General features: G+C 34.4%; 21 protein-coding genes. 18 read left to right on the top strand and 3 right to left on the bottom strand.

The features are described from left to right. Positions 1-10 precede the first annotated feature (10 nt). Together C1H87_RS14285 and C1H87_RS14280 are read right to left on the bottom strand one after the other, a co-directional pair. Positions 11-559 (bottom strand): hypothetical protein, encoded by a 549-nt coding sequence (locus C1H87_RS14285; protein WP_102756462.1) that lies wholly within the window; start codon positions 557-559, stop codon positions 11-13. Beyond that, the gene (locus C1H87_RS14280; protein ID WP_102756461.1) at positions 553-5,181 is read right to left on the bottom strand and encodes a DUF6443 domain-containing protein; all 4,629 of its coding nucleotides are present in this window, start codon (positions 5,179-5,181) and stop codon (positions 553-555) included. Before C1H87_RS14280 ends, C1H87_RS14285 begins: the two co-directional genes overlap by 7 nt. A 476-nt stretch (positions 5,182-5,657) precedes the next feature. Between C1H87_RS14280 and C1H87_RS14275 the strand changes: the two genes are divergently transcribed. From C1H87_RS14275 to C1H87_RS14190, 18 genes are all read left to right on the top strand, one after another. Beyond that, entirely contained in the window at positions 5,658-5,987 is a 330-nt protein-coding gene (locus C1H87_RS14275; protein WP_102756460.1) for a HesB/IscA family protein, read from the top strand. 50 nt (positions 5,988-6,037) lie between these two features. After that, entirely contained in the window at positions 6,038-7,489 is a 1,452-nt protein-coding gene (gene sufB / locus C1H87_RS14270; RefSeq protein ID WP_102756459.1) for a Fe-S cluster assembly protein SufB, read from the top strand. 127 nt (positions 7,490-7,616) lie between these two features. Then, positions 7,617-8,036, top strand: a complete 420-nt coding sequence (locus C1H87_RS14265) for a hypothetical protein (protein ID WP_102756458.1) — start codon at positions 7,617-7,619, stop codon at positions 8,034-8,036. A gap of 61 nt (positions 8,037-8,097) precedes the next feature. Continuing rightward, positions 8,098-8,850: a Fe-S cluster assembly ATPase SufC gene (gene sufC, locus C1H87_RS14260; RefSeq protein WP_102756457.1), complete on the top strand. Its 753-nt coding sequence runs from the start codon at positions 8,098-8,100 to the stop codon at positions 8,848-8,850. 146 nt (positions 8,851-8,996) lie between these two features. Further along, positions 8,997-10,310: a Fe-S cluster assembly protein SufD gene (gene sufD / locus C1H87_RS14255; RefSeq protein WP_102756456.1), complete on the top strand. Its 1,314-nt coding sequence runs from the start codon at positions 8,997-8,999 to the stop codon at positions 10,308-10,310. A gap of 171 nt (positions 10,311-10,481) precedes the next feature. Further along, complete coding sequence (locus tag C1H87_RS14250) at positions 10,482-11,696, top strand: aminotransferase class V-fold PLP-dependent enzyme (protein ID WP_102758281.1); 1,215 nt, start codon at positions 10,482-10,484, stop codon at positions 11,694-11,696. Positions 11,697-11,724: 28 nt separating this feature from the next. After that, positions 11,725-12,156: a hypothetical protein gene (locus C1H87_RS14245; protein WP_158655229.1), complete on the top strand. Its 432-nt coding sequence runs from the start codon at positions 11,725-11,727 to the stop codon at positions 12,154-12,156. A gap of 118 nt (positions 12,157-12,274) precedes the next feature. Next, complete coding sequence (locus C1H87_RS14240; RefSeq protein ID WP_102756454.1) at positions 12,275-12,697, top strand: SufE family protein; 423 nt, start codon at positions 12,275-12,277, stop codon at positions 12,695-12,697. A 55-nt stretch (positions 12,698-12,752) separates the two neighbouring features. Further along, on the top strand, positions 12,753-13,079 hold the full coding sequence (locus C1H87_RS14235; RefSeq protein WP_102756453.1) for an SUF system Fe-S cluster assembly protein: 327 nt from the start codon (positions 12,753-12,755) through the stop codon (positions 13,077-13,079). 129 nt (positions 13,080-13,208) lie between these two features. Then, the gene (locus C1H87_RS14230; RefSeq protein WP_102756452.1) at positions 13,209-13,715 is read left to right on the top strand and encodes a DUF2480 family protein; all 507 of its coding nucleotides are present in this window, start codon (positions 13,209-13,211) and stop codon (positions 13,713-13,715) included. Between the two features lie 68 nt (positions 13,716-13,783). After that, positions 13,784-14,713 carry a DUF3078 domain-containing protein gene (locus C1H87_RS14225; RefSeq protein WP_102756451.1) on the top strand — a complete coding sequence of 310 codons (930 nt, stop codon included), beginning with the start codon at positions 13,784-13,786 and terminating at the stop codon, positions 14,711-14,713. Positions 14,714-15,003: 290 nt separating this feature from the next. Next, positions 15,004-15,366, top strand: coding sequence for an Hpt domain-containing protein (locus C1H87_RS14220; RefSeq protein ID WP_102756450.1), 363 nt, complete (start codon positions 15,004-15,006; stop codon positions 15,364-15,366). Further along, positions 15,366-15,731: a response regulator transcription factor gene (locus C1H87_RS14215; RefSeq protein WP_102756449.1), complete on the top strand. Its 366-nt coding sequence runs from the start codon at positions 15,366-15,368 to the stop codon at positions 15,729-15,731. Before C1H87_RS14220 ends, C1H87_RS14215 begins: the two co-directional genes overlap by 1 nt. A 14-nt stretch (positions 15,732-15,745) precedes the next feature. Beyond that, complete coding sequence (locus C1H87_RS14210) at positions 15,746-16,849, top strand: HEAT repeat domain-containing protein (protein ID WP_102756448.1); 1,104 nt, start codon at positions 15,746-15,748, stop codon at positions 16,847-16,849. Between the two features lie 2 nt (positions 16,850-16,851). Next, on the top strand, positions 16,852-18,282 hold the full coding sequence (locus tag C1H87_RS14205) for a glycosyltransferase family 2 protein (RefSeq protein WP_102756447.1): 1,431 nt from the start codon (positions 16,852-16,854) through the stop codon (positions 18,280-18,282). A 20-nt stretch (positions 18,283-18,302) separates the two neighbouring features. After that, on the top strand, positions 18,303-20,723 hold the full coding sequence (locus tag C1H87_RS14200; protein WP_102756446.1) for a sulfatase-like hydrolase/transferase: 2,421 nt from the start codon (positions 18,303-18,305) through the stop codon (positions 20,721-20,723). 113 nt (positions 20,724-20,836) lie between these two features. After that, the gene (locus C1H87_RS14195) at positions 20,837-22,096 is read left to right on the top strand and encodes a YaiO family outer membrane beta-barrel protein (protein ID WP_102756445.1); all 1,260 of its coding nucleotides are present in this window, start codon (positions 20,837-20,839) and stop codon (positions 22,094-22,096) included. A 4-nt stretch (positions 22,097-22,100) separates the two neighbouring features. Beyond that, positions 22,101-22,652, top strand: a complete 552-nt coding sequence (locus tag C1H87_RS14190; protein WP_102756444.1) for a class I SAM-dependent methyltransferase — start codon at positions 22,101-22,103, stop codon at positions 22,650-22,652. Between the two features lie 108 nt (positions 22,653-22,760). Here C1H87_RS14190 and hflX read toward each other — a convergent pair whose 3' ends face one another. Next, the gene (gene hflX / locus C1H87_RS14185) at positions 22,761-23,978 is read right to left on the bottom strand and encodes a GTPase HflX (protein ID WP_102756443.1); all 1,218 of its coding nucleotides are present in this window, start codon (positions 23,976-23,978) and stop codon (positions 22,761-22,763) included. Positions 23,979-24,036 lie beyond the last annotated feature (58 nt).

The raw sequence follows: 24,036 nt of genomic DNA, 5'->3' as shown, positions 1-24,036 counted from the left end.
ATTTTATGAATTACCAATTAGCTATATATTTAAGATTTTTATTTGAAATGCTATCTTTAACATATACGGTTATGAAATCTTCATTTTTATACTTCATAAATAATGTATCTCCTTCAACACTTATGATTTTCTTTTGCAAACCATATCTATAAGTCTCAGAAACGGGGACGAAAAAGGAAACTAAACATTTGTCTTTTTTAGTATAAACAACCCCTCTATACCCCCTATCATCAGGATTTAAATCAATCCTTTCTAAATCTTGAGATTTAGTAATAATAAATTTATTCACGCAACCATTTTCATAGAATCTTAGTAGAGAGAAATCTCTAAGTTTATTACTTTCATATTTTTTACCATTCTCAATTAAGAAAACCTCTCGATAAACAGATTTACTATCAACTTCATTTGGAATTTTAACATTATACTTATTTCTGAATTTACGAGCAAAGTAATTCTTATCTACAGGAATCTTTTTAATACCTTCTTTCAAATGTTCAGTGCTTACACCACAAGACATAAGGCTACCAGCTATTAAAAAAATTAAAAATAATCTTACCATAAACTAAAAGGGTTTGATGTTTTATATTGACTATATAAATATATTGCATCTGAATAACTTCTAAAACCTGGTTGCGAATTAATACCATGAGCAAAACGATTTTGTATAGGGTGTCTTACGTATCGATCAGAATCTATCCCAATTCTATAATTTTTAAATCCAAAATATAATGCTCCCAACCTATAAGCAGTACCAGTTTCGTTCACAAAACCATTAGGGTAACGTTCTCCGTAAAAACCCGTATCTCCATATCTATCAATAGCTCTAGCTCTTTTCTTTTCGTCTTTATCCCCTTCATACGATGATTTACTTCTACTACCAGTAAACAAATTAAAACCTACCGAGTAATTCCCTACACCTATTCCAGCAGCAGCAGATCTATATGAGTCATTTCCATCTCCTAAGGTTCCACCAAAAGGAAAGCCATCATTTTCATATCTGAATCTAAAATCTCCAGACCTAAATCCTAAGCCCCCAACACGTTGTTTCCCTACACCTCCAACATTTGTATAATACGTTGAATATAAAGAAAAACCTGTGTTTCCATCGTCATATGACCCTCCCCCAGAAAAAACACCTCCAAAACCGCTTTTCCCAGTCCCAACTGCCTTGTTAGTAAAACTTCCAGTAGCAGATGCGCTCAAAGTAAAGTCTCCTATTTCATAATTTGCAGTTAAATTTAAACCGATAGAATTTTGACTACTCCCAAATGCAAAAGCAGGACTTAACGATAATGAAAAGTTCTTAAATACAGGTATGTCTACTGAAGCCTTGCCCATTGTGCCAAACTCTATGGCATCTGCAATAACTCCATTCATACCAAACAAAAGACCATTTAGAGCTCCTTTTCCTGCACTTCCTGCTATACCCCCAATATTACTATACGGATCCTTACCATTTACTTGGTTAGAGTGTATCCCCTTCATTATACCTAAAAATGCTCCCGCGATTATAAATTGTGCAAATTCTCCATTAGGATCTACACTAACTACCCAATTATTTCCCATTGCTAAATAAGGACTCCCAAACTGATTTTGTGGGTCTGTATTAAACCAGCGCCCTACCGAGGCATCGTACATACGACTACCGAAATCGTACATATTATAACCATTGGCTAAAAGCTGCTCTTTATTTTGGTATTTATAGTTATAATTCGAATTTTGTACATATTCGCCATAATGGGTTAATCCCATTGGGTAATAATCTGTACTGGAAAGGATCTCACCACTAGTTACAATACCGTCATTATTAGTATCTTTAAAAGTAATCCGGTTATTACCTAAGTGATCCTTAAGGCTATACACATGCGTATAATTCCCATTATCGTTTTCTATATAACCCTCAGGTGTAGGAAAGAATTGCAATGTCCCGCCTGTATATTGGAAACCTCCAATATAATCTGTAGTTGTTGCACTACCTCCATTAGGTGTATATGTCATTTTTAATTTAACCCCAAAAGCATCATATACAAACTCTATTTTAGATGTATTAGTAAAAGTCACCTTGGTAACCAGATCTAAATGGTTGTATTCTATAAGGGAAATACCTTTGTTTAGATCCTTAGTTAAATTACCATTATCATCATAGGCATAGTCATCACCACCATTAGTTCCATTTTTAAAACCTTCGCTTGTTGAAGTGTCTGTAATTCTCATTAACTGATTGCCACTACCAGTATCGTAATGATACGCTAGATTATCTATCGTAGTTCCTGACGAAGAACCTCTTCGTGTTAGACCTGTAATATTCCCGTTATGATCGTACCCATTTACATTAACCTCAAATTTTTGCCAATTAGTCGTTAAACCAGCTCCTTCACCATAACGTCCTTTTTTAAATCTATTTAAATCATCATAATCATAGAAGTAGGATTTTTTAGTGTTATTATGGCCCGATTTCCAAACCATTTGAGAGATGTTACCATTGTATTGTGGAGCATTAAAGTTGGTACCCTCTCCAGATTCGTAATTGAGTTCATAGGCAAATAAATCGTTAACAATGTTATCTACATCATTAACACCTTTGAGCGAGCCACGGACATCATAATTATAGTCCATGGTTTGTAACCCAGTACTATTCGCAATCACTTGTTCCGCTTCACCTCCAACTTTTTTGTTTATTAATTGCCCCAGTTCGTCATACGTATTATAACTAATTAATTCCCTGTCGAATACTTCTATACTGGCACTAAACCCTGGCAAGGCTATAAATCCTGGTTTTATGGTAATGGACTCAAAAGCCACATGATCAATTGTCGCATTAGGAAGCGATGATAAATCATCTAACACAATCATATCTTCTACGACCGTATTATTGTCTCCTCCAAGACTTTGGGTATGACTTAACGGTCTTTCTACATGATCGTAAGTAAAATAATCTTTAATGATTAAAGGTGTATCAGCCGATGTTCTTTTGTGCTCTGTCAATGAAGCTTTAATCTTTCCACTAAAATCTAACTTACTTTTATTTAGAGTATATCCTCCTAAATAATTTTTTTCATATATATTAATTACTCTCCCTTTATCATCATAATACATGTAGTTTTTCGCCCATGATGACGCTCCTAAAGTTTTAGCCCACGAAGACGCAAGCAATCCTTTTGTTTTCGTTGTAACAACTTGCCCCAGAATGGAAGCAGGGGTTGCTGGCTTATCAGAATCTGTAAAAGTATAATCATCAAAATAGTTAACAGTCAATACTTCCAAATTTGTAGTTGGATAAGCGTTATTTGAATAATTAATATTTATTCCTCCAATATTCGTTGCAGATAGAGCTCTTGATTCTATATTTGACAAATTGGTGGTATTACCAATTATATAAGTATCAACAGCTGTTTGCAACTGGTCTCTTGTTAAACTACTTGTATATAAACCAGAATAAACTGCGCGCCCAAAAGCATCATATTTTGTAAAAAGCCATTTACCATCATCCTTAAGATTTTTGTCTTGGGTTAAAATAGGTCTGTCTAATTGATCATAAACCATATATTCCCATTGTTTCTTCCCAGGCACTTTTTGTTCTATCTGGCGATTGTATATATCATATTTATATTGAAAAGCTAAATTGTTTAAATTAGTTACCGATATGGTAGATCCACTAATAATAGAAAATATTTTTGGTGTTAATACATAGATCAAGTTTCCCGAATTATCATAAACATAATGGGTTTTCAATGTTTTAAGAGTAACACTTTCCTTAATATAGCTATACTCAGCTATTTTTTTACCACTATTATCTGTAAAAACATCTTTTGTATTGACTTTTCCATCAGTAGTAACCCAGTTTTCATTTTTAAAAGTGTTTTTTAAAAGCACGCCTTCTGTATAGTAGTTGGAAATAGAAAGCGGTTGTCCTGTTCCGGGATAATCTATATTATAAACTTCATCGGTCGAATTCGTATTATAATCATATTTTGTAGTATGATCATTATCACTATTAGGATTAATAAGCCAATCTTCACCAGGAGTTCCAGTTTCTAAAGCTCTGTTTAGTGGACTGTTATCAAAACGCTTTTCTGCATAAGGGTTAGGATTACTCCCATTCAGTTGATTACTGTATTTTGATACGTAATATGTATTTAAATCATTAATAATTGTCGTATTATTTGTATATGTCGTTACTGAACTTGTAACAGTCGCATGAGGCAAATAGGTTTTTGTTTGCTTGCCAAATTCATCATAAACTGAAGGTGTTTTTATATCTTGTCTTTGCCCCCCGGCACGGATTCCCACATTTTGGATTGTTCTACCTAATCCATCAAAGTAAGTAACACTTTCTATTTTATCATCGTTATTCGTAATTTGAGATACATTACTAACAGCTATTAAAGGCGTAACAGTATGCACATAGTTTTTATCAGTTGAACCTAGATCACCACTTCCAGCACAACCGTTATTTAAAAGAGTACCTGACTGAGTAGGGCATTGGTCAAAATTATTAGATACTCGTCCAGTAGGCTGAGTACAACTAGATATTGGGGGACTAGCTGGATCTCCTAAACCGTCATTATCTACGTCTGTATACCATAGAGGTTTGGAGACATCTGCATATACTTCTACTGAGCCCGAGTTATTACTCCATACACCATTTGAATTTATTGCTCTTATATAGTAAACCCCACTACCTTCATCAACTAAAAAAGGAGTACTTGAGTTTTTCGCTGTACTTGTTCCATTTGCATTCTTTCCTTGCCAATACCATGTTACACCACTTGGGGGTGAACCGGCTCTTGTTAATACTGGTTCACAAACACCGCTTACTGTTGGTGTTCCTGGCGCAGAAGGTGGCGGATCTGCTCCTGTAATAGTTACGGATAATTCTAAAACATGAGCATTAGAATTAGTATCTATAACAGTAGCCAAAAGTTTACCTGTACTAGTACCTGTCCATTGAACCGATGTATTAGCTCCAGTGCTGGGACCTGTTATGGTTCCTCCATGATCTATATTCCAATATATATCACTGTAACTAGGTCCACTTATATAATAGTTCTCTGTTTGATATTGGTCGACATTTGTAAGCCCATTTATTGTATATTGGGCATTAAGTGCAGACACAAAGCATAGAAAAATAATAATACCTAAAACAAAAGGTTCTAAATGGCATTTACAATTATTAAACATAGTTTTTAGTTTTCGCTTTTAATAAATACTTCAGTTTCCTTTTTTAACCTTAAAATAAAAATATGCTAAGGGTAAAAACAGTTATTCTATAGTCATCAAAACATATAAAAGTATTTCACTAAAATTAGATAATATATACGAAAAGCCAACTAAGGTTTCCCTTGTAATTAGTAAGGAAAATCCTTGTTTTTTCAGCAAGCAACTAGCTCATTTTAACAGTTTTAACATATTTCACCCTTAGCACAACTAAGGTTTTTCCTTAGTTTTATAAAACCTGCCATATTTTAGAAGTAATAAAAAAGACAAGATATTTTACCTCCCACTAAAGCCCATAAACAAAACCTATAAACCCATATACTAATATAATGTTAGGTTATATGGTAATCCATGACTTATATTGTATATTTGTACTTTATTTAGAAACTGTCTTAATAAAGTGGTAATGAGCACATTTCTAAATCTAAATTAAAAACACTATGATAAAAGTTTCTGAAACAGCTAAAAAGAAAGTTATTGAGTTAATGACCGATGACGGCTATAACCCCACTACAGACTATGTACGTGTAGGAGTTAAGAGTGGCGGTTGTTCTGGGCTGTCTTACGATTTAAAGTTCGACAAAGAAAATCAAGAAGACGATAAGGTATTCGAAGATAATGGCGTAAAGATTATCGTAGATAAAAAAAGCTTTTTATACCTAATCGGAACCACCCTTGAATATTCTGGAGGATTAAACGGAACAGGGTTCGTATTCAACAACCCTAACGCCAACCGTACCTGTGGTTGTGGGGAATCATTTTCACTTTAAAAAGCCCATCTAAATCTTCCCAAAGGGAAGACTTATTATAACTAAAAACAATGAGCAATAAATACACCGAGGACGATTTAAGAGAAGAACTAAAAACCAAAGAATATGAGTATGGTTTTTATACAGATATAGAGTCAGATACATTTCCAAATGGTTTAAACGAAGATATTGTAAGAGCCATTTCCAAAAAGAAGGAAGAACCACAATGGATGACGGATTGGAGATTGGAAGCTTTTCGTGTTTGGAAAGAAATGACAGAACCAGACTGGGCAAATGTTGGTTACGAAAAACCGGATTTTCAAGGTATTTCATATTATTCTGCTCCTAATAGCAAACCAAAATACGACAGTTTAGATGAAGTTGATCCAGAATTATTGGCAACTTTCGAAAAACTGGGCATCTCCTTAGACGAGCAAAAGAAACTTGCAGGTGTTGCTATGGATGTGGTTGTAGATTCCGTTTCGGTAGCAACAACATTTAAAAAAACCTTAGGGGAAAAAGGCATTATATTTATGAGTATTTCTGAAGCTATAAAAGAGCATCCGGAACTAGTCAAAAAACATATAGGAACCGTAGTTCCTCAAAAAGATAATTTTTATGCTGCATTAAATAGTGCAGTATTTAGTGATGGTAGTTTCTGCTATATTCCAAAGGGGGTAAAATGTCCGATGGAATTATCAACCTATTTCAGAATTAATCAGGCTGGTACGGGACAGTTCGAAAGAACGTTGGTCATTGCAGACGAAGGTAGTTATGTAAGTTACCTTGAAGGTTGTACAGCACCAAGTAGAGACGAAAACCAATTGCATGCAGCCGTTGTAGAGTTAATCGCTTTAGAAGATGCAGAAATTAAATATTCAACCGTACAAAACTGGTACCCTGGAAATGCGGAAGGAAAAGGAGGCGTATTCAACTTTGTAACGAAACGTGGTTTATGCGAGAAAAACGCAAAGATTTCGTGGACGCAAGTTGAAACGGGTTCTGCTGTGACATGGAAATACCCATCGTGTGTATTAAAAGGCGACAACTCTGTTGGAGAGTTTTACTCTATAGCAGTAACAAACAACTACCAACAGGCCGATACCGGTACCAAAATGATCCATTTAGGAAAGAATACTAAATCGACTATCATTTCAAAAGGAATTTCAGCAGGGAAATCGCAAAATAGCTACCGTGGTTTGGTTCAGATAAACTCAAGAGCAGAAAACGCACGTAACTTTTCGCAATGCGACAGTTTACTAATGGGTAACGAGTGTGGTGCACACACATTTCCATATATAGAAGCTAAAAATAAATCGGCTAAAATAGAACACGAAGCTACAACAAGTAAAATTGGAGAAGATCAAATTTTCTATTGTAACCAACGTGGCATCGATACCGAAAAAGCCATTGCTTTAATTGTAAACGGATTTAGTAAAGAAGTTTTAAATAAGCTTCCTATGGAGTTTGCTGTAGAAGCACAAAAATTATTAGAAATAAGTTTAGAAGGAAGTGTTGGGTAACTTAGTTGGCAGTGTTCAGTCGCAGTTTGCTGGCTCTTGACTGAATATCAAAATCTAAAAAGATATGTCACACTAAGCGCAGTCGAAGTGTCTCATCAACCAAATCTGGCATATAAATTTAAATTAAATGAAAAAAACATTTTTTATCGCAATCATCTTAACAGTGCTGCTAAGCTGTAAAAATGAAACAAAATCCAAATCCGATAAAGATGCTATTACATTAGAAAACCCTGAGAGAACCGAAAAGCAAAATGACGGATTAACGCTCTTAAAAGGGGATTTTGTTTTTTACGATGGTGCTGCGGTATTACAAACACACGCAAATATTTATGGTGTTTTAGTTACCAATAAGATGCACGAACTTAATAAAAGGGCCGAGAGTTATAAATCGAACCCAACAGATATGGTTTCTGTAGAAATTAGAGGGCGCGTAACAAATGAAAAACACGAAAAAATACTTTGGGAAAACAAAGTCGAAATTGTTGAAATTTTAGACGTAACAGCACCAAAAAAAGATGATAAGAACATTGTAAAACTAGGAAACTAATCAATATAGATAAAAGATTTAAAACCTTGAATATTGAGTTTAAAACTTTGAATTAAAAAGTATGTTAAAAATTGATAATTTACACGCAAGTGTTGAAGATAAAAGCATTTTAAAAGGTATAAACCTTGAAGTAAAAGCAGGTGAAGTACATGCCATTATGGGACCAAATGGTTCTGGAAAAAGCACATTAGCTTCTGTTGTTGCAGGAAAGGAAGAATATGAGGTAACAAAAGGCAGTATCGAATTTAATGGTGAAAATATTGATGAATTAGCTGCCGAAGAACGCGCACATAAAGGTGTGTTTTTATCATTTCAATATCCAGTTGAAATTCCCGGGGTATCTGTTACCAATTTCATGAAAACGGCCATTAACGAAACCCGAAAAGCAAAAGGGTTAGAAGACATGCCGGCCAAAGATATGCTTAAACTAATCCGTGATAAATCGGAGCTTTTAGAAATCGACAGAAAGTTTTTATCACGTTCGTTAAACGAAGGCTTTTCCGGAGGAGAGAAAAAACGTAATGAGATCTTTCAAATGGCTATGTTAGAGCCAAAATTAGCCATACTTGATGAAACAGATTCTGGTCTCGATATTGATGCCTTACGTATAGTTGCCAATGGTGTTAACAAACTTAAAAGCAAAGATAACGCCGTTGTAGTTATCACACATTACCAACGTTTATTGGATTATATCGTTCCAGATTATGTACATGTATTATATAACGGAAAAATTGTAAAATCCGGCACCAAAGAGCTTGCACATGAACTTGAGGAAAAAGGTTACGATTGGATTAAAGAAGAAGTAAACGCTTAAAATTAGTTTGCAGTATTCAGTCTCAGTTTGCAGTTTGACAGCGCTTAACTGAATATTCAAACCTTAAAAAATAGTAAACAGTTTCTTGTTAAGTACACATTATCTGAATACTGAATACTGAACACTGCGACTGAAAACTGAACAAGATGGATTTAAAAGAAAAATTATTATCATCCTTTTTAGTATTTGAAAATCAAACAGATATCGACACGTATGTACACGATGTGAGAAACGATGCTATTAAGATTTTTGAAGAAAAAGGTTTTCCAACAAAAAAAGAGGAAGCCTGGAAATACACCTCCTTAAATAAAATACTAAAGGAAGATTATAGCGTATTCCCAAAACAGGAAAATGCCTTGGAATACAAAGACATTAAAAAATATTTTATCCACGATATAGACACTTATAAAATTGTATTTATCGATGGTAAATATTCATCTCACCTATCCCAAACCACACATGATGGTATGGATGTTTGTTTAATGTCGTCGGCGCTTACAAAGCCTAAATATCGTATTTTAATTGAAAATTATTTCAATAAAGCTGCGACGAAAGACAGTCTGTCGTCTCTAAACACAGCCTTTTCAAGTGAAGGAGCCTATATTCATATTCCAAAAAACAAATTGGTAGAAAAACCAATTCAAATTTTACATTTTTCAACTGGAAACGAATCGGCAACCATGTTACAACCACGTAACTTAATTGTGGTTGATGAGAATTCGCATGTACAAATTATTGAGCGTCATCAGAGTTTAAACGAAAACCCTGTGCTTACAAATAGTGTTACAGAAGTTTTCACAAACAAACGTGCTATTATCGATTATTACAAAATTCAAAACGATAGCTCTAACGCATCCCTAATAGATAATACATTTATAAAACAAAAGAAAGAAAGTGTTGCCTCAGTACATACTTTTTCTTTTGGCGGTAAATTAACCCGTAATAACCTCAACTTCTTTCAAGAAGGAGAACGCATCGACTCTATTTTAAAAGGCGTTACCATTATTGGTGAAAAACAACATGTAGATCACAATACCTTAGTACATCACATAGAACCTAATTGCGAAAGTCATCAAGATTATAAAGGTATTTTTGGAGAGAACTCAACAGGCGTGTTCAATGGTAAAGTTATTGTTGAAAAAGAAGCCCAAAAAACCAATGCATTTCAAGCGAACAACAATATTTTAATAAGTGATAAAGCCACTATAAATACGAAACCACAGCTTGAAATTTTTGCAGACGATGTTAAATGTTCGCACGGATGTACCATAGGACAATTAGACGAAAGCGCTATGTTTTATATGCGTTCGCGTGGGATTCCAGAAAAAGAAGCCAAAGCACTTTTAATGTATGCGTTTAGTAACAATGTATTAAGCTCGGTTAAAATTCCTGAGATGAAACAACGTATTACTAAAATTATCGCAAACAAACTAGGTGTTAATATTGGGTTCGACCTTTAGTGGCGTACACGTATTACTTTCAAAATTGTTTAAAGTTATTTCTCGCTTATATACTATATCTTTTCTATAATGTCACCTCGAACGCAGTCGAAAGGTCAAACCTAGTGAAAAAGATGTCAAATTTAACCTAAGCAGAATCAAAAGATGTTTATCAGGTCTAAACAAAAAACCATGTTCAACGTACAAGACATAAGAAACGATTTTCCCATTCTTTCGCGAAAAGTAAATGGCAAACCCTTAGTGTATTTTGATAATGCTGCAACATCGCAAACACCTCAACAAGTTATTGATGCTATAGTAGATTATTATTCTAACTACAATGCCAATATTCATCGTGGTGTACATACGTTAAGTCAGGAAGCAACCGATTTATACGAACAAGCGCGTAAAAAAATACAAGCTCATTTTAATGCGAAGTTCTCACATGAAATCGTATTAACATCAGGCACAACACATAGTATTAATTTAGTAGCTAATGGGTTTTCTTCAATCTTAAAAAAGGGCGATGAAATTATTGTTTCAGCTTTAGAACATCATAGCAACATTGTACCATGGCAAATGCTTTGCGAACAAACTGGAGCCGTTCTTAAAGTCATTCCGATGAACGAAGATGGTGCTTTAATAATGGATGATTACGATAACCTGTTATCTAAAAACACAAAACTCGTTTTTGTAAACCATATATCAAATGCTTTAGGAACCATTAACCCTATTGAGTATATTATAGAAAAGGCACACCAAGTCGGTGCAGCAGTGTTAATAGACGGAGCCCAGGCCTGCCCACATATAAAACCAGACGTTCAGGCTTTGGATGTCGATTTTTATGTCGCTTCTGCCCATAAAATGTGTGGTCCAACAGGTGTTGGTATGCTTTACGGAAAAGAAGAATGGCTTAATAAACTACCGCCGTATCAAGGTGGTGGTGAAATGATTGCCGAAGTAACGTTTGAAAAAACTACCTATGCCGATTTACCTCATAAATTCGAAGCTGGTACTCCAAACATTGCTGGAGGTATTGTTTTTGGGGCTGCGATCGACTACATGAATAGCATCGGATTTGATGTCATTGCCACTTACGAAAATGACTTATTGGATTATGCTACCGAAAAATTATTGCAAATAGAGGGTTTAAAAATATACGGAACCTCAAAAAGTAAAACATCGGTTATTTCCTTTAATTTAGAAAATATACATCCTTACGATATTGGTACTATTTTAGATAAATTAGGAATCGCTGTGCGTACAGGACACCATTGCGCGCAACCAATCATGGATTTTTATTGTATTCCAGGAACCGTTCGCGCTTCATTTTCCTTTTACAATACCAAAGAAGAAATTGACGCTTTAGTTGAAGGCGTTAAAAAAGCAAAAATGATGCTCTCGTAAATATTGAACAATTTTTAAAACAAATCATATGAGATTTCTTTTTATGCTTCTTTCTCTAGTTTTTGCAGATAATGGTTGTTCAAGCGCTAAAATAGATCAAAACGCTGTTTCATTTGAATATTCGGCAACATCTAGGGGCTCTTATGAAAACATAAAAATCAACAAAAAAAGGGTTTCAATTGAAAATAAAAGAGACGATGCTACTCCTTTTACTAAAACCTGCAGTGAAACATACTGGAACAGCCTTTTAAAAGAACTTAAACCTATTAATGTTGAAAATATACCGAATCTAAAGGCACCTTCGCAAAATCGTCTATTTGACGGAGCAGCGATAGCTAGGTTAAAAATTATTTATAACGGCACGACCTATCAGACAAGCGCTTTCGATCATGGGAATCCGCCAAAAGAAATAGAAGCACTTGTTAAAGAAATCCTATCAATTTCAGAAAACATTGAATAGGAAGTTATGTTGTTGTATTTTTGTATTTTAGATAGAGGACTAGATTGAGTACAGTCGAGACCTCTCTAATAAATGCTCTTATAAAAACCTCTCAAGGAGACCAATTAAAATTGTAACTGTGACTATTGAAGATATACAAAACGAAATTATAGACGAATTCTCAATGTTTGACGATTGGGAAGAACGTTACCAATACATGATCGATTTGGGTAAAGAACTACCCCTAATCGACGACCAATACAAAACAGACAGCAACATTATTAAGGGTTGCCAAAGTAAAGTTTGGGTACATGCCGAAATGAAGGACGATAAAATAGCTTTTACAGCGGATAGTGATGCTATTATCACAAAAGGTATCATAGCTATTTTAATACGAGCGTTTTCAAATCAGCACCCAAAAGATATTATAGACGCAGACACCGATTTTATAGATAAAATTGGTTTAAAAGAGCATTTATCACCTACAAGAGCTAATGGTTTGGTAAGTATGGTAAAGCAGCTTAAAATGTACGCTATTGCGTACCAAACACAGTTAAACTAGTGTTGATTTGTTTAGTAATTAACGACTAAACAAAAAACGAATAAACATTTTTAAGATGAGTGAAACAACAATAGATACAAACGCATTAGGCGAAAAAATAGTAAATGTTTTAAAAACTATTTACGATCCGGAAATCCCTGTAGACATTTACGAACTAGGATTAATTTACGATGTATTTGTTAACGAAGATTATGATGTAAAAATCTTAATGACCTTAACAACACCTAATTGCCCTGTAGCAGAAACATTACCATTAGAAGTTGAAGAAAAAGTAAAATCTTTAAACGACGTAAAAAGTGCCGAGGTAGAAATTACATTCGATCCGCCTTGGACACAAGAACTTATGAGTGAAGAAGCTAAATTGGAGTTAGGGATGCTTTAATTAGTGTTCAGTCCAGTGATCAGTTGCAGTATACAGTGTTCAGTATTTACTATACAGTTGCGTTCACTGTTTTTTAATTAAAATAAACACCAAGCTATTCCTCTCCTTTGGAGAGGTTAGGAGAGGCTTATGAAAGACGAGATCATAAATCGCGTAGCGAGTAGCAAGTTAGAAACAATCGACCTTGAAGATTATTATCCAGAAGGACAACGTATACTTTTTGATATTAAAGATTGGTTGTTTGAAGGCTTTGTATTGCGTGAAAAAAACTTTAGAACTCAAGCTTTAGAACATGACTGGTCTCAATATCAAGATAGCTATGTAGCTTTAACATGCAGTAGCGATGCCATTATTCCTGGATGGGCATATATGCTCCTTAGTATTCATTTAGAACCTTTTACAAAAAAAACAGTTGTTGGAGATTTAGAAATGTTGGAAACTTCTATTTACCAAGACATTTTAAATCAACTAGATGTTACCCCATTTAAAGACAAGCCTGTTATTATAAAAGGCTGCTCCAAAAAACCAGTACCGCAAAATGCTTACATCATGCTTTCCAATAAATTAAAGCCTTTTGCTAAGTCCATAATGTATGGTGAAGCCTGTTCTTCTGTTCCTCTTTACAAAAACAAATAATTTTCTTGTGACTTATTTGTAAGAAAGGGTCTAATTAGTTAATATTACTCAAATTTAACTAACTTAAAATGAAAAGACTATTACTACCACTTATCCTATTAATTGGAATTACCTTAACACATGCACAACAAACCTTAGAAGAGCTAAAAGCAGAACAAAAACCTAAAAAAGATTCTATTGCAGCAATTCAGGCTCGGGTAGATGCCATTCAAGCAAAAATTGATGCACTCCCAGGATGGAAAAAGGGCGCTTTTGGTACCATAGGAGGTAGCATTTCCAGTTTTAAAAACTGGTATGCGCAAGGCACTCCAAACAACAATTCGGGAAACATTGGATTTACCGTTAATGCATTTGCTAATCTAAATAAAGAAAAATTCTTTTGGAGAAACAGTGCCAATGTAAACCTCTCTTGGGTAAAGTTAGATGATAAAGACGACCCAACAGACAGCGACGAGTTTCAAGAAGCAACAGACGTTTTTAACATTACCTCTTTATACGGACACAAACTAAGTGAAAAATTTGCACTTTCCGGATTGGCTGAATACAGAACAACATTACTAAGCAATTTTAACGATCCGGGGTATTTAGATTTAGGGGTTGGAGCCACCTGGACACCAATAAAAGACCTCGTTGTAGTAGTACATCCTGGAAATTACAACTTTGTTTTTAGTAAAGGAGATACTGTTTTCGAATCATCGTTAGGAGCAAAAATCCTTATCGATTATGTCAAGCAAATTAAAGCGATTAGTTTTAAAACAAACTTTTCAATGTTTCAAAGCTACGAGAACTCAAATTTATCCAACTGGACTTGGACAAATTCTTTCGGATATACCATATGGAAGAAGATTGGTGTTGGTTTTGATTTTGGTTTGAGAGACAACAAACAAGAAGCACTTAACTTTGCCTTAGCGCAAACACCACCTACAGCGACCTCTTTTGACGATGTTGATAATGATTTACAAAGTTATTGGATGTTCGGACTGAACTACAAGTTCTAAAACCAAGTCTAAACAAACCACATATAAAAATTAGGGGGCTAGAAAAGAAAATGCATGTCATAAATACTTTTCTAGCCCTCTAATTTTTTGTTTTAAGAATACTCGTTCTTCCCCCACTGTTTTATTACCTAAATTTAAGAAAAGGAGGATATCACTATTCCTTTATCTATCATAATTATAATTCAATTTTTCTCACAATAAATACCTTTTATCGGTATTTTTTGCTTTTTATCGACATAATTTCTTATATTGCAGCAGTTTTTGAAAGAAAATTCTAAAATAAAGGGGTTATGATAAAATCAAATTATCACTATATCAATATTGATATAGTGAGAGAAAATACTCTAGACGATATTTCTATTATTAAAGAAATAATGGAACTATTTCTTGAACTTATAGATGAGTATATTGAAGCTTTAACGTTACAAGTTCCTGCTAAGAATTGGCAAACCTTGTTTAAAGCTACCCACAAAATAAAACCAAACATAAGTATGTTTGGTATTTCAGAGCTAGAGTCAACCATACTTCAATTAGAGTCCAACTTTAAAAACGAACAAAACCTAGATACCATAGAAACTCTGGTGAACCATTGCTTAACTGTTTTTAAAGCCGTAAAAGAGGAAATACAATCCGAAATTAAAATCAATTCATAATGGACAAGAAAAAAATTGTTTTAGCAGAAGACAACTCTACGCTTTCATTATTATTGAAGTTTAGGTTAGAAAAAGAGGGCTATGAATTGTTTATGGCAAAAGACGGCAGAGAAGCTGTAAACTTAATTGAACAGGAAAACCCCGATTTAATCCTAACAGATATTATGATGCCTTTTGTTAGCGGGTTGGAAGTAATAAGTCATATGAGATTGAAATTAGATTCAGGCACACCAATAATTGTCTTCTCATCTGCCGGTCAAGAAGAAATGGTTCTAAAAGCATTCAATTTAGGTGCTAACGATTTTATGGGAAAACCATTTAGTCCAAACGAATTAATAATTAGAGTAAAAAGACTTATAAGCTAAAAATATCGTTAATTATGGTAATTTACCAATACCTTATCGACTATTTTAACGAAGCCCCATTGCTAATAAAACTGGCTTGGGCTACTAGTGGCACACTATCTGTTGCCATAGTTATTCTTACGATATACTTAAAGCTAATACGATCTGCCCTTAGAAAAAAAGACAAAGAAAGCACCAAATTTAAAGAAACATACGAAGCTTCACTAATTGAATATCTGTACTCCAGTTCGGAGGATGGAACTATTAACGATCTTCAATTATCCATCATAGAAAAACTAAAAGCTTCAGTACATATAAAATCGAAACGTAAAATCATTATTTCCATTCTATATAAATTAATGAATGAAGTATCAGGCGAAATGTCTGATTTAATTAAAACACTCTATTTTAAAACAGGGCTTTACGATTATGCCCTCTCCCGTTTAAAAAACAAAAATTGGTACATCATCGCGAAAGGTATCGGGGAGCTAACACGCTTTAAAATTGAAGAAGCACACGACCTTGTACAACCGTTTATTAAACATCCAAGACGTGAGGTAAGAAAAGAAACCCAGCTATACATGGTTAACATGTTTCGGTTTAAAGGGCTTTCATTTTTAAACGATTTAAAAACACCATTATCTGAATGGGCACAGGTACAACTTCTGGAAACTCTTCAAAAGTTTGACGATCAGCAAATTTGCGATATCAAACCCTGGTTAGAGTCAACAAACAAAACAGTGGTTTTATTTGCTCTAAAACTCGCCGAAATTTATAATCAATTTGAAGTTAAAGACACCTTAATGGAGCTATTATCCCACCCTTCAAAAAAGGTTCGGGTTAGAACAATTCAAGTACTAACCAGTTTATATGGTATAGAAGCAAAAGAAATGCTAAAAGCCAATTTCAATGAACTTAGCTTAGAAGAGCAGATTAGTTTTTTTGGTTTACTCGAAAAATTAGTGGTGCCGTCTGATGAACCTTTTATTGAAAAGCACCTTTTCCATAAAAATTTCGAAATACAGCTATTAGCACTTAAAATATTAAAATCGATCAATCTAGATAAGTTTCAGGGACTTAGTAAATCCCCGAAAAACAAAGGCAATAAAAAGATATTAAAGTTTGTAAATAATATATAACTATGGATACCAGTACAGTTAAAATAATTTTACAAATACTGCATTACCTGTTTTTTGGCTATGCCTTTGCAGCCATTTCCTCTTATATCATTCTATCGGTAATATCTGGTAAAGAGACTATAGAATATCTTAAAAAAAACAGCTTTGTTAATTATAAAGATATTCTCTCGTCTACCATATCACCATCAATAACCATAATTGCCCCAGCTTATAACGAAAGCCTAAATGTTGTGGAAAATGTAAGATCGTTATTATCTAACCATTATGTCAATTATAATGTAATTATTATTAACGACGGGAGTTCAGATGACAGTTTAGAACGACTTATAGAAGCTTACGATTTAGAAAAAATCGATTTTATAATCAATGAAAAGATTAAAACCCAACCCTTACGCGCCGGTGTATTTAAATCCAAAAACCCAGCTTTCGAAAAGTTAACGGTTGTAGACAAACAAAACGGCGGAAAAGCAGACGCTTTAAACATGGGATTAAATATTAGTAGAAGTAAGTATGTTGCATGTATAGATGTAGACTGTTTACTACTTGAAGATGCCCTTCAAAAAATGATTAAGCCTTTTTTAGAAGAAACCGATGCCAAAGTAATAGCTACAGGAGGCGTTATTCGTATAGCCAATTCGTGTATTATTAGAGGTGGTAAACTAATTGATGTTAACCTACCTAAAGCCCTTTTGGTACAATCTCAAATACTGGAATATCTAAGAGCATTTTTATTGGGCAGAATGGCATGGAGTCGGTTAAATGGTTTGTTGGTGATATCTGGTGCTTTTGGCATATTCGATAAAGAAACAGCTATTGCAGTGGGCGGATACGACACCAATACTGTTGGAGAAGACATGGAGATAATTGTACGTATGCGACGGTATATGGAAGAAAAAAACGAAAAATACAAAGTCTCCTATATTCCAGATCCATTATGCTGGACCGAAGCTCCGGATAGCTATAAAATATTTATTTCCCAGCGTAACAGATGGACCCGGGGTACCATTGAAACACTAAAGAAACATCGAAAAATCGGATTCAACAGAAACTATGGCTCCTTTGGTATGCTAAGTTATCCCTACTGGTTAATATTCGAACGTTTGGCCCCCATTATAGAAACAATTGGTATTATTTATTTTGTTATTCTAGTTATACTAAAAGAAGTAAGATGGGAATACGCGCTTTCATTCCTTCTTCTGGCATATATCTTTTCGGTATTGTTTTCAATAATAGCACTCTATTCCGAAGAATTGACCTTTCATCAATATAAAAAGAAAGGCACAGGTTACAAATTGGTTTTACTAACAGCACTAGAACCATTTGTGTTACATCCCTTTATTCTATATGCTGCCATAAAGGGGAATTACGATTACTATTTCAATAAGAAAAAGAAATGGGGAGTCATGCTAAGAAAAGGCTTAGCCTCAAATTAATACGTTAAAAAAACAATGTCATGAAATTTAACATCGAAAAAGAAGCTATTACGACATACATCTATTTAACCCTATCGCTAATGGGCGGATTATGGCTTGTAAGTCTATTTGAACTTTTTGCTTTAAAAACATTGGAGACCAATATTTTTTTAGCGTCAATATATAAGCTAGTTAATGATTTCTGGAGTGGTATAACGATGGGAGTACTATGCTTTCCTTTATTTATGCTATTAACCCAGTTTGTAAAAAAACAGGCTTTAACTGTTATAAAAGTATTGTTTGTTTTATTGATTATTATTCAATTCTCGCTTGTAAAATATACCATAACCACCAATTTAAATTTAGGAGTAGACATTTTAGGTTATTCGTTCGATGATGCCTTCAGCACCGTTTCCGTATCAGAATCCATTTCTATTACCTACTTTTTACCATTTATCATTTTCCCATTACTATTCTTATTGCTATTTAGGTATGTTAACAATACTTTGAATGCAAGAAAGTTAATAGGATTAGGAATTATATCTGCTGTACTGCTAGGATGCCTAAAACTAACCATTCCACAAGCATCCCACAATTCGCATCAAAATAAAATTGCTTTTTTAACAAACGATATCATAAAATTCCAACATGAAAAAAGTAAGCTTAATGCTTCAAGTTTTGCAAACAGAACCGATTATCCGTTATTAAAATCATCGCATAATTTCAAAGACGTACTATCTCCCTACCTAACATTTAATAAAGAAAAGCCAAATATTGTTGTTATAGTTGTAGAAGGCCTAGGAAGTGAGTTTGTAAACGGAAATGAATATAGTGGTTTTACGCCATACATAGATTCGCTTATACAAAAATCGTTATACTGGAAAAACTTTGTAAGCACCACAGGAAGATCCTTTGGAATATTGCCCGCTTTGTTTGGCTCATTACCCTATGGCGAAACAGGATTTTTAGATCTAACCAAAACACCATCGCACATTTCGCTTATAAGCGTTCTAAAAGCAAATGGTTATAAAACCTCGTATTATTCCGGTGGACCATCAAGTTTCGACAGAAAAATCAATTTTCTGGAGTATAACGGTATTGAAACCTTGATAGATGAAAACAAATACGGTCCTGGTTTCGAAAAAACCAAAGGGAATGACGGCGGTTTTTCATGGGGATATCCAGATAGCGAAATATTTAGAAAAGCACTAACTTCTTTCGAAACAGAAAAACAACCGCGTTTAGATATTGTTATGACGCTTTCTACACACGAACCATTTGAATACCCCAAAAAAGAAGCCTACATGGCTCAGGTAGATAAACTACTAGCATCTTCCAGAACATTTGAATCTATAAAAGAACAAGTAATCGATCATAAGGATATTTTCGGATGCCTGCTTTACACCGATAATGCCATAAAGGAGTTTATGCATGCCTATAAACAACGCTCCGATTATTCCAACACCATCTTTGTAATAACTGGCGACCATAGGCTTATTCCAATTACTCAAAAAGACAAACTTTGCCGATTTCATGTGCCTTTTTTAATATACAGCCCCATGCTAAAAAAAGCAGACTCGTTTAAGTCTGTGTCGTCACACTGGGATGTTACCCCAAGTTTACTACAAAGTTTAACCAAGAACTTCAAATTTAAACCATTAAACAAGGTGCCTTGGGTTGGAAAAGGATTAGATACAGCCAGACAATTTAGAAATATTCATAAAATACCCTTAATGCGTTATAAGGGAAGTATTAATGATTTTATATACAAAGACTATTTTTATTCCGATGGCGAACTGTTTAAAATAAATGAAAATTTTGGAACCTATAAAGTAAGTGAAGCCGTTATAACCAAAACGATGGCCGATTCACTATTGGCTTTCAAAAAAATGAATGCCTATGTAACCCAGCAGAATAAAATCTTTCCAGACTCGCTCAATATTTATATAACGCCCAAAACCGAATTTTCCCCAAAACAATTGGCTTCAATTAATAAACATGCCGAAGGAAAAACATATGATGACGTTTTATTTATAGCCAGAGACCTATCATTTAAAAAGCAATACAAAACAGCCCGCTTGCTGTGCGATTACATATTAAACGAATATCCTAATTACACCGATGCCAGAATATTAAAAGGAAGGTCCTTAGCTTGGGAACAGGATTACGAGAAATCTGAAAAGGTATTATTAAACGCCATTAAACGATCGCCTTATTATGATGATGGCTATCTGGCAATTCTAGACATGTATTGGTGGTCTGGACAAGATGAAAAATCGATAAAAATATTTGAGCAAGCTATAACAAACGACGTCATAAATCCAGAAATATCATTTAAAATGGCTAAAGCTTTCAAACGAATAGACAATACAAAGTTTGCTATTAAACTCATGGATAGTATTATTAAAATCCATCCTAATAATTCAGATTATTTAGCCTTTAACAAAAGTCTAACTCAATAATACAGAACTATTTTATCGATCTAAAGGAGCTCAGTAGAGAGGTTTAAATAGTCCCCATTTGAATAGGTATCAGCGGCACTCAACCAGACATAAAACAAAGATCAATTTCAATTATGAATAAACATATTTTTATAATATTCATCTTCATGAGCTTTTGTGCTTTAGGGCAACAAAAAGCCTTTAAGGGCGACCCCGATAGAGCCTTTAAAGTCGCAAGGGAATTGGCTTTTAATAAACAACGAAAACAGGCGCAAGATACCTTGTTGCATATTTTAACTAAATATCCAGATTATCATGATATCCGTTCTTTTTTAGCAAGCACATATTCTTGGGATGGCGATTATAAAAAAGCCAAAACAGAATTTGATTATATATTAAAAAAAGCACCGGATAGACCAGATACTTGGGTAGCCGCCATAAAAAACGAGCTTTATAGTGAAGCCCCTTTTAGTGCCTTAAAAATGACCAACATCGCATTAAACCACTTGCCTAAAAATCCGGACATTCTATATTTAAAGGCAAGTGCCGAAGATGCTACCAACAATCCGGAAGAAGCCCTATTAACGATTAACAACTTATTGCTTGAAAGCCCAGATCATGAAAAAAGTAAAACTTATAAAGCAAGTTTAATAGATAAGCTGAGCCTCAATGTTATCGGACTAAAGTCTGCAGTAGATGTTTACTCCCAAACATTCGACCCTATGCAATACCATTTGTTCAAATACGTAAGACAAACAAAATATGGTGGTATTCACGGTAAGGCCAATTTTAACAGAAGATTCCAATCTAACGGCCTACAACTAGAGGTCGATATGTACCCCCGAATTGTAAAAGGGCTTTATGCCTATGTAAACTTTGGATGGGCTAATTCCTTTTTATTTCCCAATATAAGGTATGGTGCAGAATTGTATAAATCTTTACCCAAAAGTTTCGAAGCCTCTCTGGGGTTTAGAGCTTTAAAATACAGTGCCACAACTAACATTTATACCGGCTCTGTAGGTTGGTATACAGGAAATAGTTACTGGTCGTTTCGGGCTTATGTTACTCCCGGTCATCCTGGCGCCAGTAAATCGGGCACGTTGAGTTATAGAAAATACAGACGCGATGCCAATAATTTCTTGAGCATTGACGTAGGGGCAGGTTTTTCCCCAGAAGAAAACAGATTTAATTTTGGAGGAAACGAAGATGCCATAATTAATCTACAGTCCCAGAAGTTAAATTTGGGATATTATTTTTCTTCAAAAAACAATAAAATTATTTGGGGTGCTCAAGCTGGAATAGCCCATCAAGAAATTAGTTTTAACCCGGGATCGTATTTTTGGATTTACTCATTTTCGTTATCTTGTGACATAAAATTCCGACAATTAAATTAACCGTATGAATCAGAAACTTAAAACTTCAATAGCATATGCAAAAAACCTGTTTGTTACAGGTGCCATATCTAAAACCAGCAGATATGCAGAAGTTAATATTTGTAAAAATATTCCAAAAGAAGACAATAAAATTATTGTTGAATTTGGTGTAGGTCATGGTAATATTACTCAAGAAATATTAAATACTATGGCTTCGACTTCAAAATTATATGCTTTCGAAGTTAATAAAAGCTTCTGCGAGCATGTTAGAGAAAGCATACCAGACTCTAGATTAATTTTAATTAACGACGGTGCCGAAAATCTGAAAAAACATATAAATGAAGATATTGATGCGGTAATATCGTCTATTCCCTTTTCTTTTTTTAGTAAAGAAAAAGGACTTAACATTATTCAAAACGCTTACGATCTTTTGAGCGACAACTGTTATTTCAGTCAGGTTTTATACACCAAGTTTAATTTTAAAAAGTTTCAGCAGGTCTTTGAAGATTGTTATATGACTTCTAACAAAAAACTTATTACAGAGTACGTGTATCATTGTAGAAAGGTTCGAAACTAAAAATTTTTGTCATTCAGAGCGTAGCGAAGAATCTTTTAATGAATTTCTAGAGATTCTTCAGTCGTGCCTCCCTGCCTGCCGGCAGGCAGGCTTCTGAATGACAAAGACCTATTCCAAATCCTCGTAATTATAATCCGGATACAAAAAGTGATTATAAGGAAAACGTGTAACATGAATCTCGCGAACCTCATCGTAAACACGTTTTTTAAAGTCCTCTAAATTCTGTTTGTTTAAAGCAGAAATGAATAAAGCATTTTTGCCTACCTTGTTCATCCAAGTACTCCTCCATTCATCTAAACTATAATGAGCTTCCGTTCGTTCGGCAACTAAATCGGTGTCATCAAAAGGTTCTGCCTGATAGGCATCAATCTTATTAAATACCATAATAGTTGGCTTATCGCTACTTTTAATTTCTCCCAGAATTTTATTTACAGATTCAATATGCTCTTCAAAATTAGGATGCGAAATATCCACTACATGCAATAACAAATCGGCTTCGCGAACCTCATCCAATGTACTCTTAAAACTTTCTACCAATTGGGTTGGTAATTTTCTAATAAAACCAACAGTATCACTTAATAAAAATGGCAGGTTTTGAATCACCACTTTTCTAACTGTAGTATCGAGCGTTGCGAATAGCTTATTTTCTGCAAAAACCGCACTCTTACTAATCACGTTCATTAAGGTAGACTTACCAACATTGGTATACCCCACAAGTGCTACACGTACCATTTTACCACGATTACCACGTTGCACAGCCATTTGCTTGTCAATAGCTTTAATACGCGATTTAAGCAATGCTATTTTATCTCTTACAATACGTCTATCTGTTTCTATTTCGGTTTCACCCGGACCACGCATACCAATACCCCCTTTTTGACGTTCAAGGTGAGTCCACATACCCCTTAATCGCGGTAATAAATATTCGCATTGCGCCAACTCTACCTGTGTTCTGGCATAGCTTGTTTGGGCACGTTGCGCAAAAATATCCAGTATTAAATTCGTTCTGTCTAACACTTTAATATTAAGTATCTTGCTAATATTTCGCTCTTGTGCTGCCGATAGTTCATCATCAAAAATAGCAGTTCCAACATCATGCTCTTCAACATACTTACGCACATCTTCCATTTTACCCGTTCCTATAAACGTTTTAGGATTAGGCATATCCATTTTCTGGGTAAAACGCTTTATAGCATACCCTCCGGCCGTGAAGGTTAAGAACTCCAGTTCATCTAAATATTCTTTAGATGTCGTCTCGTCTTGATCTTTAGTAATAATGCCAATTAAAACAGCTTTTTCTAAAGCGATATCTTTCTTTTCTATCATGTTGCAAAGTTAAACATTTACAGGTATTATTATTTTTATATTTTTAAGCCTATTTTTG

It is taken from the genome of Flavivirga eckloniae (assembly GCF_002886045.1).
GTDB classification, from domain to species: domain Bacteria; phylum Bacteroidota; class Bacteroidia; order Flavobacteriales; family Flavobacteriaceae; genus Flavivirga; species Flavivirga eckloniae.
Note: the sequence above shows the minus strand (reverse complement) of the source record. Positions and strands in the feature narration are given on the sequence as shown.

What these genes read in the sequence shown, in the direction of transcription:
- C1H87_RS14285 (WP_102756462.1), bottom strand. Translation starts at nt 559, where the DNA reads ATGGTAAGATTATTTTTAATTTTTTTAATAGCTGGTAGCCTTATGTCT.
- C1H87_RS14280 (WP_102756461.1), bottom strand. Translation starts at nt 5,181, where the DNA reads ATGTTTAATAATTGTAAATGCCATTTAGAACCTTTTGTTTTAGGTATT.
- C1H87_RS14275 (WP_102756460.1), top strand. Translation starts at nt 5,658, where the DNA reads ATGATAAAAGTTTCTGAAACAGCTAAAAAGAAAGTTATTGAGTTAATG.
- sufB (WP_102756459.1), top strand. Translation starts at nt 6,038, where the DNA reads ATGAGCAATAAATACACCGAGGACGATTTAAGAGAAGAACTAAAAACC.
- C1H87_RS14265 (WP_102756458.1), top strand. Translation starts at nt 7,617, where the DNA reads ATGAAAAAAACATTTTTTATCGCAATCATCTTAACAGTGCTGCTAAGC.
- sufC (WP_102756457.1), top strand. Translation starts at nt 8,098, where the DNA reads ATGTTAAAAATTGATAATTTACACGCAAGTGTTGAAGATAAAAGCATT.
- sufD (WP_102756456.1), top strand. Translation starts at nt 8,997, where the DNA reads ATGGATTTAAAAGAAAAATTATTATCATCCTTTTTAGTATTTGAAAAT.
- C1H87_RS14250 (WP_102758281.1), top strand. Translation starts at nt 10,482, where the DNA reads ATGTTCAACGTACAAGACATAAGAAACGATTTTCCCATTCTTTCGCGA.
- C1H87_RS14245 (WP_158655229.1), top strand. Translation starts at nt 11,725, where the DNA reads ATGAGATTTCTTTTTATGCTTCTTTCTCTAGTTTTTGCAGATAATGGT.
- C1H87_RS14235 (WP_102756453.1), top strand. Translation starts at nt 12,753, where the DNA reads ATGAGTGAAACAACAATAGATACAAACGCATTAGGCGAAAAAATAGTA.
- C1H87_RS14230 (WP_102756452.1), top strand. Translation starts at nt 13,209, where the DNA reads ATGAAAGACGAGATCATAAATCGCGTAGCGAGTAGCAAGTTAGAAACA.
- C1H87_RS14225 (WP_102756451.1), top strand. Translation starts at nt 13,784, where the DNA reads ATGAAAAGACTATTACTACCACTTATCCTATTAATTGGAATTACCTTA.
- C1H87_RS14220 (WP_102756450.1), top strand. Translation starts at nt 15,004, where the DNA reads ATGATAAAATCAAATTATCACTATATCAATATTGATATAGTGAGAGAA.
- C1H87_RS14215 (WP_102756449.1), top strand. Translation starts at nt 15,366, where the DNA reads ATGGACAAGAAAAAAATTGTTTTAGCAGAAGACAACTCTACGCTTTCA.
- C1H87_RS14210 (WP_102756448.1), top strand. Translation starts at nt 15,746, where the DNA reads ATGGTAATTTACCAATACCTTATCGACTATTTTAACGAAGCCCCATTG.
- C1H87_RS14205 (WP_102756447.1), top strand. Translation starts at nt 16,852, where the DNA reads ATGGATACCAGTACAGTTAAAATAATTTTACAAATACTGCATTACCTG.
- C1H87_RS14200 (WP_102756446.1), top strand. Translation starts at nt 18,303, where the DNA reads ATGAAATTTAACATCGAAAAAGAAGCTATTACGACATACATCTATTTA.
- C1H87_RS14195 (WP_102756445.1), top strand. Translation starts at nt 20,837, where the DNA reads ATGAATAAACATATTTTTATAATATTCATCTTCATGAGCTTTTGTGCT.
- C1H87_RS14190 (WP_102756444.1), top strand. Translation starts at nt 22,101, where the DNA reads ATGAATCAGAAACTTAAAACTTCAATAGCATATGCAAAAAACCTGTTT.
- hflX (WP_102756443.1), bottom strand. Translation starts at nt 23,978, where the DNA reads ATGATAGAAAAGAAAGATATCGCTTTAGAAAAAGCTGTTTTAATTGGC.